The organism is Pseudoalteromonas sp. McH1-42, from assembly GCF_022347845.1.
In the GTDB taxonomy this organism is placed as follows: domain Bacteria; phylum Pseudomonadota; class Gammaproteobacteria; order Enterobacterales; family Alteromonadaceae; genus Pseudoalteromonas; species Pseudoalteromonas rubra_D.
The window spans coordinates 180,166-192,478 of sequence record NZ_JAKRFU010000003.1 but is presented as its reverse complement, the minus strand read 5'-3'; the positions used below and the strand labels follow the sequence as shown (position 1 = coordinate 192,478).

Annotated in this window: 12 protein-coding genes and 1 tRNA gene; 7 read left to right on the top strand and 6 right to left on the bottom strand. The window is 43.8% G+C overall.

Features of this window, described 5'->3' with window-relative positions; translation table 11 throughout:
• The first annotated feature begins 174 nt into the window (after positions 1-174).
• The 5 genes from MHN31_RS04270 (at position 175) to MHN31_RS04250 (ending at position 3,958) form a co-directional block, all read left to right on the top strand.
• Positions 175-609 carry a thioesterase family protein gene (locus tag MHN31_RS04270; RefSeq protein ID WP_125561929.1) on the top strand — a complete coding sequence of 145 codons (435 nt, stop codon included), beginning with the start codon at positions 175-177 and terminating at the stop codon, positions 607-609.
• Between the two features lie 372 nt (positions 610-981).
• Positions 982-2,307, top strand: a complete 1,326-nt coding sequence (locus tag MHN31_RS04265) for a hypothetical protein (protein ID WP_239443531.1) — start codon at positions 982-984, stop codon at positions 2,305-2,307.
• 10 nt (positions 2,308-2,317) lie between these two features.
• Positions 2,318-2,393 (top strand) — tRNA-OTHER (locus MHN31_RS04260).
• 197 nt (positions 2,394-2,590) lie between these two features.
• The gene (locus MHN31_RS04255; protein ID WP_239443530.1) at positions 2,591-3,205 is read left to right on the top strand and encodes a type II secretion system protein GspG; all 615 of its coding nucleotides are present in this window, start codon (positions 2,591-2,593) and stop codon (positions 3,203-3,205) included.
• A 51-nt stretch (positions 3,206-3,256) separates the two neighbouring features.
• Positions 3,257-3,958 carry a hypothetical protein gene (locus MHN31_RS04250; protein WP_138539451.1) on the top strand — a complete coding sequence of 234 codons (702 nt, stop codon included), beginning with the start codon at positions 3,257-3,259 and terminating at the stop codon, positions 3,956-3,958.
• A 147-nt stretch (positions 3,959-4,105) separates the two neighbouring features.
• Here the strand turns inward: MHN31_RS04250 and MHN31_RS04245 are convergent, their stop codons facing one another.
• From MHN31_RS04245 to MHN31_RS04235, 3 genes are all read right to left on the bottom strand, one after another.
• Positions 4,106-4,420, bottom strand: a complete 315-nt coding sequence (locus MHN31_RS04245; protein WP_239443549.1) for a hypothetical protein — start codon at positions 4,418-4,420, stop codon at positions 4,106-4,108.
• Positions 4,421-4,746: 326 nt separating this feature from the next.
• A complete protein-coding gene (locus tag MHN31_RS24355) occupies positions 4,747-5,490 on the bottom strand; it encodes a helix-turn-helix domain-containing protein (RefSeq protein ID WP_239443529.1) in 744 nt (247 codons plus the stop codon).
• A gap of 224 nt (positions 5,491-5,714) precedes the next feature.
• Positions 5,715-6,050, bottom strand: a complete 336-nt coding sequence (locus MHN31_RS04235; protein ID WP_125562212.1) for a DUF3703 domain-containing protein — start codon at positions 6,048-6,050, stop codon at positions 5,715-5,717.
• Between the two features lie 215 nt (positions 6,051-6,265).
• On the opposite strand from MHN31_RS04235, the gene MHN31_RS04230 reads away from it, so the two are divergent.
• Complete coding sequence (locus MHN31_RS04230) at positions 6,266-6,568, top strand: hypothetical protein (protein WP_239443528.1); 303 nt, start codon at positions 6,266-6,268, stop codon at positions 6,566-6,568.
• Between the two features lie 302 nt (positions 6,569-6,870).
• Positions 6,871-8,418, top strand: coding sequence for a serine hydrolase domain-containing protein (locus MHN31_RS04225; protein ID WP_239443527.1), 1,548 nt, complete (start codon positions 6,871-6,873; stop codon positions 8,416-8,418).
• A 185-nt stretch (positions 8,419-8,603) separates the two neighbouring features.
• Here MHN31_RS04225 and MHN31_RS04220 read toward each other — a convergent pair whose 3' ends face one another.
• From MHN31_RS04220 to MHN31_RS04210, 3 genes are all read right to left on the bottom strand, one after another.
• Entirely contained in the window at positions 8,604-8,918 is a 315-nt protein-coding gene (locus MHN31_RS04220; protein ID WP_239443526.1) for a DUF6172 family protein, read from the bottom strand.
• Positions 8,919-9,193: 275 nt separating this feature from the next.
• A complete protein-coding gene (locus MHN31_RS04215; RefSeq protein ID WP_125562220.1) occupies positions 9,194-9,697 on the bottom strand; it encodes an RNA methyltransferase in 504 nt (167 codons plus the stop codon).
• A 320-nt stretch (positions 9,698-10,017) separates the two neighbouring features.
• Positions 10,018-12,312, bottom strand: a complete 2,295-nt coding sequence (locus MHN31_RS04210) for an amidohydrolase family protein (protein WP_239443525.1) — start codon at positions 12,310-12,312, stop codon at positions 10,018-10,020.
• Between the last annotated feature and the right edge of the window lies 1 nt (position 12,313).

Below are 12,313 nucleotides of genomic sequence, written 5' to 3'. Positions count from 1 at the left end.
CAGACACCTGATAGTATGAGCCTTCAACGCTGGCGGAGTCAGAGCTTAGAACCTCCGGAGAAGCTCTGACTCCGCCACTCTTATCTGCTTGCGGTTGGTGTGTCGAATAGTGCTTGTTGCTGGTACGATGAGTTGTTACTCTCAAAGTCATTAATCATAATGAGAGGCAACATCATGCAGGAATTTTTCGAGAAGTTTGCAATTAAGACCAAGATCAACGTTGTATGGGGTGAAATGGATGCGCTGGGGCATGTGAACAACGTGTCGTACTTTCGTTATTTTGAAACCGCACGGATCGATTTTTTAAAGCAAACAGGACTACTTTCTATCTTATCAGAACCCACCCATAGTCCTGTATTGCGCGATACTTATGCCCAATACAAACGACCAGTTACTTTTCCGGATACCCTCTATATTGGTTCGTATATTACCGACATTAAAGAAGATCGTTTCACCATGCGCTATGAAGCGTTTAGTGAGTCACAGCAGGCGATATGCACAACAGGGTATGCGAATGTGGTGATGTTTAATATGAAAACAGGGCAAAAATCTCCAATACCAGAGAATATGTTGTCGATACTTAAGCAGTACGAGATGGAAGGTGAGTAACAGAACCGGGTTGTTGTTGGCTAAGCCTATTTTTGTTCAATTCTGCTCACTGGATCCGGTTAACGTTTTCACTTGGGGCTTATTTATGAGCCGCTCTTTTAGCTACGGGTTTGTTGGTGCTTTGAAATGGTGAGCGGGCAGCGCCCGCTGTAATTGGCAGCTGCCTTGTCCAAACTTTGTTAATGATTCTGACTGTTCTCGTATTCCCTCGTCACCGCTTTTTGATGGCAAATGATGTATGATCAATTTACTATTCTTAGGATAAAAGTGTTGTCTGGTTCGTTTATTGGTTGAGTAATATAGCCCTTAAAACGAAGCGTAATAATCAAAAAATTCCTGAAGGCGCATGCCGTTAACAATGTAGATAAGATTATGTATAGCAAGCAATATAAAACGCTCTTTACATCGCTCAATAGCCGGAAGAGGCCTGAAGATATAGCGCAGGTGATACTAGAATTGCCCGAACTGCAATTAACTCAAGAAACGATGAGTAAGCTTAAGCTGGCCGCTGAGGGCGCATTGTCAAATAATCAATTTGGTTACTCGTCAATGTCCGATGAGTTCTTCAATCCCATAGGATGTGAAAAGCAATTGAATAAAGGTAAAGAGCTATTTCCGTCCGTGGTGTTTGAACCTGATAATGGAGCACTTCCGCAGCATGCAGATACACTGATTGAACAAGCTTGCCCTTTATTAGGGGGAGAGCCATCCAAGTTAGACTTTAAACATGACAGGCTAAATAAGCTTGAAAGAAAAGCGGCAAATCTGGATATATCTAAACGACAGTACAATAAAAAATTCAGATATTTGCGCAGACTTCAAGCGAAAAGAGCTCGCCTTGCCAGGGAGCTTAAAAAAAGAGAGTTTACGCTGATAAGCAAATCTGGACTGGCCTTTACAATTGATGAACACCACTTTTTCGATGACGCTTTGACGGCTGCGTTTATCGCTTACTACGTGGCCAGATGCAATTTAAGAAGTGAATTTACAACCGATAAACAGCAAAGACCTTACGATGAAATAGCACATCAGCTATTTCAGGATTGTATGCGAGCCAACTCTACAAATTGGTGGGCAATAAGCCATGTTTATCCCGCGCCATTTGTGCTTAGTAAGTTAACCGACGAACAGAAAGGAAAGATGCTGGGTACCTGGTATTCAGTGCTGTGTGAATTAGCGGAATTTTTGAAGGAGCTTTGGGGCAAATCTGACATTTCCAGAAAGACAATGATCGTAAAACGCGGAAATGACTCAACGACATGGAACAACACCGCAGGTGCATGGAATAAAGTGCGCGATGCCTGGTTCAGATTTCTTTTTGATTTGGGTATGCAAGATATTATTGATGTCTTATGCCCTGGAAAAGTACTGAGATTGATGGCTGCGGATGTTGTTGCATGGCACCACCATGAAGAAGGGACACTTGAAGTGGATACCAAAATCTGGAATGAAGTGCCGTTGCCCTGGGAGGTTCTATCTGGAGAGGCTGAATGTAGCAGGCACTTCGTGGAGCGTGTGTGTCGTCGCTATGGCGTTGATCCGGTGCATAAAGGTTGGACTGCACCACCACCTGATATTCAAGTCGCCAAGTTTAGATTAACGCCGGAACTTGTTCATGGTGTTACAGTCTCAAACCCGGGTCTGGCAAAAGTATTAAAGAAGACTGGTGTTTTTTCAGGAAAACCTGTAAAAGACTAATCTGACAGTCTCCGAGGTAGCTCAGTGGTAGAGCGCCCGGCTCTTTTTCCGGGTGGACGTAGGTTCGAGCCCTGCCCTCGGAGCCAAATTTCACACAAAGCCTGTTGAGCATCCTGCTTCACAACCCATTTCACTAAAAATTAATCAAAGACATTTAGTCGAGTGAATTTATCGTCAGGATAGATTCATGTTGTTAGGTTTACAACTTGTGAGATTGGGTTTCTGGTTAGCATTGTCTGGCGGCTGGGTATCCAGCGCAAGTAATGGGAGCAGGGGAGCAGTAATGCAAAAAATTAAAGTTATGGCATTAATCACTATGACTCTAATTTCTGGCTTTATTCATAGTTCGACTAGAGATCTATCGCCGGAAGAGAAAGCGTCTCTGGACATTAAACAGCTGGCTAAAGCCGTTGAGTATTATCACCAGGAATTTGGCAGATATCCTACCAATGAACAAGGTTTAAGCGTATTAAACCGGGAAATATTTGTAAGTAAAGATTGCCCCTGTAAAAAAGTAAAGCTCCTTAATGGGTTGCCAGAAGACCCTTGGGGGAGAGACTATTTATATCTTATGCCTGGAGAAAACAATTCGGAAGGATTCGATATATGGACAAACGGAGCGGATGGGCTTTCTGGTGGAACAGGCATAAACAGGGGATGCGGAAACTGGGATGACCTCCAGTGCGAGTTAACCGAACAAAATGACACTCTGGAGGCTGTTTTTCTTCTCCTGACCATTGGCATTGGGGCTGGTTTGCCGCCATACATTGCTGGTGTATACCTATCTTACAGAAAAGGGAATTCAATCAATAGCTCCCTATTTGGTTATCACTTAGGTGTGCTATTTTACTTGGTGTTTGTGTTGCTCCTGAGTGTGATTTTACCAAGTGCACTTTAATGATAGAGAAGCGCAGCCCATTAATTAAATGAAGGTTAGGAAAGGAATACAATGAAAAAAATATATGGCGTCTTTTTTTGTGTATTATTGCAGGCCTGTTCAACTGTCGGATCGGTTGAGCGCCCGTCAAGTTATTATCAGGAACAGGCATCGAACTCTCAAAATAGTCTAGTGGGTGATCCAGTTTTAGGTAATAACAACGACAGGATCCAGGAACTACTCAATTATCAGGTTAGGTTGCCCGAGAAAAATAGAATCGCAGTGCTTAAGCTCAGTCAAGATAAATATTGGCGTGCTTATTCTAATGACTTTACTGTACTAAATGACTCACTGGTGAAGTCACTGATCACTAAGTTGCGTTCTTCTGATAGGGTTTATGATGCCTCTTTTTTACCAGCCATGCTGGTTTCAGAAAAAAGATCGGTCTCGACGTTAAGGGAAGCTGCAGCCAGGTTTCAGGCAGATTTACTGTTGGCTTATACAAGTTCTTGTTATTCATACCAGAAATACAAATTCATTGATCCCAACAATTCGAAATCTTACTGCTCGGTCGAGTCCATATTACTGGATATACGCTCCGGAGTAATCGTTAAGTCAATTGTCAGTACGGAAGATTTCATAGCTTCAAAGGCATCAACGGATACGAATTTTCGTGAAACGATGAAACGGGCCGAGCTCGAGGCTGTTGCCGCCGCACTGGGAAATGTCGCCAGTGAAGTGACTTCATTTTTAAATGGTGTGCCAAGAATATAGCGTTTACAACGCGCCAAGCGTAAAGCCGCCAGAACGGTATGACATTTGTCTTAGTACTTAGCATCACAGGAGTTTGTTTTGGCAAACTCCTGATCAAGGCTAATCTCACTAAGACTCTGCGGGCTAGCTACTCTCTAATTCGTAACCTTAATGCACTGTAATAGGGTGATCATTAACCACGAGTGATTGACCATTTTTCTGAGCACGATGAAAACTGGATATTAAAACGTCATTCGATAAGGTGTTAATGTCGTCAACTTCTTCCACCATACAAAACATAATGGATTCCCACCCTAAGTCCTTAATAAAGGTCTTAAGCTGATGCATATTGTCCTGATAGTTTTCATCGGTTGTTAAGAGGCCAATGGAGTGTTTATTGCCGAGTTTGTACTTCCCTGTGTGAGAGATTGAACATTTCGCATATCCACTTAACACATAAACTGTATTGGTGCTTTTATTCATGTTGGTGACATTCTCTGGATTGACTTTGACCCATTTATGCATTTTTCGAACCAGGCTGAGCAGTATGCTGATGTCGCTTTTCAATGCCTTGAAAATAGAGGGTTAAAATCACTATCTGGTGACTTTATTGGTTGATGGCACGAGTTGGTGTCAATTTTTTGCCAGAGAACGCAGGGAGTAAATACAGAACACCCTGCGTTATTGTTCTCTGTTTTAGGTTCGTGAGGTGGGGGCACTTGTAGTGTAGTTACCAAATAATGGCTTAGCGGTGAAGCGAGCTTTTTCTAACCGACGCTGTCGACGGAAAATAGCATAAACTTGCTGGGTTATTTAGCGAGCTTTTTTGCTTGCATGATGCTCATTCCAAATGTAGAGCGAAAAGTACGACTAAGATGTGCACTGTCAGAAAACCCAGCCACGTATGCCGCCTCGGTTGCGGACATTCCTTTTAGGAGTGTCTGTAGCGCACAAATCAATCTTCGCCACAACAGAAAAGGGCGCCACGCAATACCAACCTGATCTTTGAAGATGTGCAGAAATCGACTTTCTGAAAGATTTAGGGTTTGTGCGACGCTTGCTGCACGCCATTGCTGCGGCTTAATACAGTCGGCCACAAAACAGGCATCCAGGTTTTCAAGTAACCTCTGGATACGTTCATCAGTGACTGAGCTCTGATTACAGTTTAGTAAAGTCTGGTCAATTGACATTACTCGGAATATTGGCGCAATAAGCTGATAAGCGCTTTCCTTGTCTAAGGGGGGATATGCCTTGCAGTCAGCGTTAAGTTCAAAGGAAACCATAGACTGACCTTGTAACTTTGCTTCTAATTGTTCTCCTAACAGGCTGTGTGGCTCTACTAATAAGATCCATCCTTTGGACATTTTAAGACAATGACTGTGTTTAGACGCGATCACGACCAGGCCCCGGAGCGTCTCTCCATTCAATTCAGAGGATGAGTCACAACATGGCCATACTATCTGTATAGCAACATGCTGGTGATAGTTGGCATCTAGCTGTGAGCCGTAAATGAGCACAAGGCCTGTGTCTATCCATACATTGGAGGTTATCACACCAATCGTCTCCGGTTTTTTTTGCGTTTCTTGGGCGCTGGAGGGGCTGGCAATGTCCCTGCATTACACATCAAGTGTATCGTAATTTTTAGGCAAATGGCTGGTCACTTGCCTGACACAGTATCATATTCGCTTGGCCAGTCCTGCGCCTTCCCAAATTGAATCGTATGGTGCTTTTATCGATGCTGTATTTTGTGCTACGCGCGTTAGGTGCTCAGGTAGAACTATTTCAAGTATTCAGCCAGATCGGCTGGAATTGGCATAGGTTTTATGGGGCTCACATTGGTTCCGCCGGTATTTCCTTTTGGCACCCAAATTCTGGAGAAGATAACAGAAGCAAAGATCCGGGCTATTTGCCCTAGTACCTCCCTGGCGTTATATCTTTTGAAGCCTAATTTGAGCATCCACCAGTGCGACTGCGTATGAGGAATAATAAAGGATTGCCCTAATATGTGTGCTCTTTCTAAGTGATAAAAGCTCTTACTGTATTGGGTGTTGTCATACTGCTCTTTAGCCGCGGCCATTTCCTTTTGAAACGCTAGTTTCAGTTCTGATTTCATGGCTAAGTACCTTGTTGGTTATGGTTGATAAATTACCTGCTCTCAGGATCATTCTAAACGCTGAGGATTTGGATGAATTGAATAAACTGGCTGCAAAGTTGTTCTGGTTCAGGGGCAAGGTTGCATCTGTAATCCGTGTGTAATAGCCCGTACTTTTGATTCTGATTAGGCTAGGGCTGTGAACAAATAAAAAAGCGTAATTAACGGGAAATCAGATGAACACAAGTGAACTTTATAAACACATGTTAGAAACAACATTGAAAGTGGTTGGTGAGGAAGCAAAGCCACTTTTGGAGCCATTGGAAAAGGCATTAGAAGCTCAAAGGGAATCAATTCAAGCTATTGTACAAGCGCATTTGAACAATGAGATCGGTAGTGAAGAAATGGAGGTTGAGTTGCTAAGAGAGCAGAAAATTTTGGAAGCTGAACTTATCTCATTAGAAATTTGTGCAAAAGCGGTAGTTCAAAAAGCCGTAGCTGCGGCTATGTCGAGTCTGACTTCGCTATTAACACGTTAGTTTGCTCAGTTCGCACTGTGTATTGACTATTTCGCAGCACAGTATCGAGGGGGAGAAGCGTCCGGCAGAAAGCATTCACCAGAGGTCCTACGCCATAGATTTCTGTTTTGGGCATAGCTTATAACAATTGGAGTGGGTGTTCGCAGTGGCTCCTGCACACATGCCTACCCAAACGGGTCGTCATAAATCGTTTGTAAAAGCGGCTGCATGTTGCATGGCATGTATGCAATTTGAAGTGACAGAATAAGCTTTGTTAGTAGTTAGAGGTTGGCAAATTTTCTAAACATTTTTAAGGAAATAAAATGAACCAGCTCTATCACCAGCAATTAAAGGTCTTTTTGTTATGCTGCTCCTGTGTGCTTTTGAGTGCATGTTTTAAAGAAAGCGTCGCCCATGACAACACAATTGGGCCGAAAAAAGTGGATTTGTTTAAACAAATACTGGCCGATTACTGTGATGAAATGCTGTTTTTTGGCAGTGTATATATCACCTCAGGTGAGGAGGTTGTGTATGAAGCCAATTGTGGGCCAAGAGACATCCAAAGCTATACACAATTTAAACAGTTTGCGCAGCACTATCACCTCGATGAAGTCACCTCTGATGCAAAGTATCAAGTTGGTCTGAATACCTCTGACTCCAAATATCGTATTGGCTCAAATACCAAAGAGTTTGCAGCGGCTTTACTGCAACAAATGCTGTCTCAGGAAGTGCTTGAAACAACGACCATTGGTGATTATCTACCTTGGTTTCCTAATAATGCATGTAAAGATGTGACGCTTCACAATTTGTTGACTATGTCGTCTGGCATTGTTGACTATAGCGGTAACCCAAAAGTATATCTGGACTGGGGGTGGCGGCCTTATTTGGGGGAAGTTAGCCTGAATTTGAACGGGCCTGAAGCGTTCAGTAATCGTTTTTGCACGTGTGAACAGCAAGGTGGAGCCACTAAGTTTGTACCTGGCACGCTGTTTGAGTACAGCAACTGCAATTATTATCTTATTGGTAATATTATCGAGCAGCTCAAAGCGAATAAGCAAGGTTACATTTCCCCTGAATATTATTTTGGTAATATCCTGGAGCAGAGGATACTAAGCACGCTAGAAATGGACGATAGCGGAACATTTAATGCAATTGGTATCTATGAAAAAATGACGACAGGCTATATTTATAAAGATAACCAGTTTTTACCTTGCACAACAGGCCGTTTGCCAGACACTGGCGGGCCCGAACCTTATCAAAATATCTTCGAAAACCCGTATAGCAATCCAATGGTGCTCTACTCTGCAGGAAATATGTATTCCACTGTTAAAGATATGCATACCTGGGATCTGAGTTTGTATGGCGATTTAATTCTTGATGAACAGCAAAAAGCAAATGCGTTTACGCCTTACCAAAAAGTTAGCGATGAATCTGAAGATCACACAGCTGACCATGCGTTTCAGTGTGAGTATTTTGGCTACGGCTGGTTTGTTAATTATGTCCCTAAATATGACAGAAGGAAAATATACTGTCCGGAGACTTTTGAATTACCGGGTAAAATGAAAGAATTAAACAAGCATGAGAAATTTTTAAGCTATTCAGGTAGCTACCCTTATTCTTGGGTGACTAGCTTTTCAAGGTTGCTGGACCGGAAACAGGCTGTAATGGTATTTAGTAATTATAATCAAACTGGCTATGAGACAGATTGTATAGCACAAGAGATTCGAAACGTTATCTTTTATGGTGAGCAACACCGTTCTGAACAATGTGAGAATGTTCTCAATGGCAACACGCAAAGAGCACTTAATGATGAAGAGTTCAGAGAAAAGGTGACTGACAAATGCAGAGTAGAAGCAGAAGCCCTTCCATGATGTAAAGTTCACGAAACATTTGGCGCGCTGCGCAATACTGACTGGCGGAGTCTCTGTTGTTGGCATTGCTGATAAATGTCAGTGAACGGCTTGGTATGTTATGAGTTACATTTTCGGCTTTTTATTGCCTAGGGCTTAATTCTGAACTGTCTTGCTGAGCCAGGCCCTGCAAGACAGCGAGGGCTTTAATAGTCCCCTGATTCATCGTCGGACACATTACGCGCTTGTCTGACGGCTGGCTTTGCCAGGATTTCCACATAGAAAGAGGTGAGGTTTTCTTCCTGAGTTTCGTCGATCAGCTTATTGAGCTGTGATACGTGTACTGGCTCAGCTTCTGCTTCGGTGTTACCAAATTGACAGTCAAAATCCCAGTAGTCAGCGCCTGCTGGTAACGTTTTGTTGCGTTCACGCTTAAGGTATTTTTTAAGCTCATGTTTGACGGCGTCAACGCGTCGTGCAAGTTTGATTTTCGGGTGAGTTAGTTCAAATGTTTTTTTCATAGTTGCCTTCAAGCAAGAGATACTCAATCAGCAAAAAGCTTGCCTGAGTAGATAAAGTGTATTCATTTAGCGTCAAAGACGAGTGGATAAATACAGACATGTAATAGACCATTTTACGCTATATTCAGCGAACTGGCGAGGGGTGAAGGCTTGTCTTAGATAATGCGTACTCAAAGCGAAATGCTGTCAGCAGACTGCGCGCCCTGATTATCCATTTAAGTGCCCAAAGCCGGGGTAACCAGTCTGGTGTTCGCCAGTATTCTCCAACCGCGTGCTTATCCAACCACCAAACGATTATTGGTATCCCGACTGGTCAGGATTTGGCCTGCATCAAACCCGGTGGTGCGTTTTGCCATGCGGTCATACAGCAGCACGTTAACCGTTGCAGCCAGATTCATGCAACCGGTTGTTGGTACATACACAACGGCATCGGCAGCATCCACAATGTCTTGTGGCAGGCTGCCATCTTCGGGGCCAAAAACGTAAATTGCATTATCGGGATGCGTAAATTGTGGCAATGGTGTTGCACCTTCCACCAGCTCAATACACACGAGCGAGCGGCCAGGTACTTTCAGGCTGGTAAGATCATCAACCTGTTGAATGGGGATATTATCGGCGATGTTTTTTGTGTCAGTATGGTACTTAGCAGCCTTTGCGTAGCGATTACCATTAAAATAAACGGCTTGTGCTTGATAGCAACCCGCAGCTCTTAATACGCCACCTACGTTAGTAGGCGATTTCGGATTAACTAATCCAATCGCGGCAAACGACTCACTCATACTCTTTCACTCTCAATATACGGCAGCGAGGCTACCAGGAACGCTTAACACAGGCAGCTTAGCTACCAAAATATCTGGCAGGCGATTGTATCATGTGGATGATTTTGTGCCAGCCAAAAGCCTAGCACGGGCTCAGCACAGAGATATTATCACGCAATCCGGGCTTTTTTTGTGGGTAGCAATGCTGCTTACAAATGCGCATTGGTGAGATTACATTTATCTACGCTTATAAAAGCGGCTCCGAACGGGTTGATGAGTGCGTTCGAAAACCGCTTAGTAACCTTATTAAATAGAGATACAACGCAATTTATAGGCCGAGTTTAAAGGTTATCTATTTTACATACTGTTTGGTCCTGGCTTTCATTTACTGTTTGTTCCAGGCTTTCATATACTGGATTACTATGACCATTCACAAAGGTATAGCAGGGTTTGATGGTATGGATCTGATCGACGTCTTCTGCGAGTGGATTACGGTCCAAGATCACTAGATCAGCCACTTTATTAACCTCTAACGTGCCTATTTTCTCATCGAGCAGGTTTTGCTGTGCAGGTACTATGGTTACACCTCGTAAAGCCTGATAGACATCGATATTTTGCTGTCCGGCAACAGGGTTGTAAGGCATCGGCTCTTTTTGAGCCGTTGCCAGGCGAGGATAAAACCAGGTATCGCGATTGACCATTTGCTCGACATACCACAGTGGGTTAACGGGTGAGACGGGCATGTCACTGTGTAATGAAAATGGAACATCATAACTGTGCTCAAATTTCGCTGGGTCAAGCATAGTTGCACGACCTGTCGAGTCCGATTCTCCCTCGTGACCTTTGCCATCCAGGATTGATTGGAATGCGCCGCCCCAGTAAGCAACGTGGGCAGGCGTATGGCTGACGGTAATGTTCAAATGCTGTTTCAGTTCAGCATCATGAGAATTTATACAGGGTATGGCTTCATTACGTGCTTGTACAATCAGGTCAACAGCCGACTCGTTTGCAGCCGGATTTCCGCCAACGGTGGCATGATGCAACGTGATTGGAAAAGTGTTGTTGCCACTCTCTCTTTGGCATTGTGCTGTTTGCAGCTCCTTGAATGCAGTCAATGCTTGTTCTATAGCTGCATCTCCATTGGCATGAACCTGAATGAGCCAGTTTTCCCCCCAGTAATTTTTTAGCTCTTCAACGAAGCTATCATACTCATAGTTTTTGCCGCTATCACCGGCTTCACCATCACAAATCCCATTTTTGGAATAATCGTCTTTAAGGTATGCACTACAGCCCTGAGTCGAGCCATCGGCCCAAATTTTAACGCCGTAGGCACCGTACAGGCCATCGGTATTGTTATCCCAGGTGTCGGTGTACAGTGAATTAGCAACTTCGAGTGGGCTTCGATCTTCACCTGTTGAGTCCGCAATGTCTGTGGCGACAAGCGTACGATAGCGCATGTTTGGAGTGTCCTGGTTTTTCTTAGCCAGTTTTTTGAAAAATAGCGCTTCTGATGACTGAAAGGCACCGGCATTGACCAATGTGGTGACACCGGTTTGAGCTATTCTGTGTATAAAACCTGGCGCTATGGTCATTCCTTCGTCCTCAGAGAGGTAGACGAACGGGCTGCCAGGTTCAGCACCTATACTTAGAGAGATAGCTTGCAGGAATGGGACAAAATTAGGAGACTCTAACACTCGACCAGTAAAGGTGCCATTGAGCTGGCTATTGTCTGGCGTGTTATAGACTTCAAAACCACCGGTTTTCTGTGCGTTATAGCAAAAGCGACCAGTGTCTTCTGGGCAGAAGTCATTAACAGATATGGTGTTCTTTTCTTTACTGCACTCTGTTACTGAGTGACATAAACCCGCTGCTACAAACGCTCTCAGATTAACATAGGCCACATGTCCAGACTGGTCTAATAGCATTATGGGGGATTGCTGTTCTGGCTTAAATGAATTAATGGGTTGTTCCGCACCCGCATTGTTTACATTTTTATTTAGTTCAATCGCTGGGTTATTGATAAATTGACGAATGTCTTCGATATTTTTATCACTGTTGCCCAGCCGAGATGGGTCGATGCCATTTCCCCACACCCAGACCGGAAGTTTGGGTTGGGGTTCACCACTTATACGTTTTTTGCTGTCATTGAGTGTGTCATAGGTCTCTTGCAATGAGGTCGGGCACTGAAAATTGTCATTGTCATCCTTGTAGTAGGTGGTTTTGTAAGGCTCTGGTAGACACGGTGATAAGTCGGTCATGACAGAAAGGCCAATCACAAATGCCAGATGAGTATGAGGTTCAATAAACCCAGGCATTAGTGTCTTGCCCGCTAAATCCAGTTTACGTGTGTCTTTTCCCGCCTGTTGTTCGAGTGTGTTGAGGTTACCGATGGCCTTAATAATGCCGTCTTCTATCCATATGGCTTCAGGGTATGGCTCTTGTGTTGCTGATTCATAGGCCATAGTGACTATCTTTCCATTATGGATGATATAGCTGTCAGAGCCTGACGGTTCGATTTGGTCTGAGGTGCCATTACTCATGCACGCTGTTAAAAGTGAAGCAGTACAAGTGACTAGCAGTGCACTTTTGAGGTGCCTTAGCAGCGGTTGAGTTATTGAAGGTAGTGTTAGTTTCATA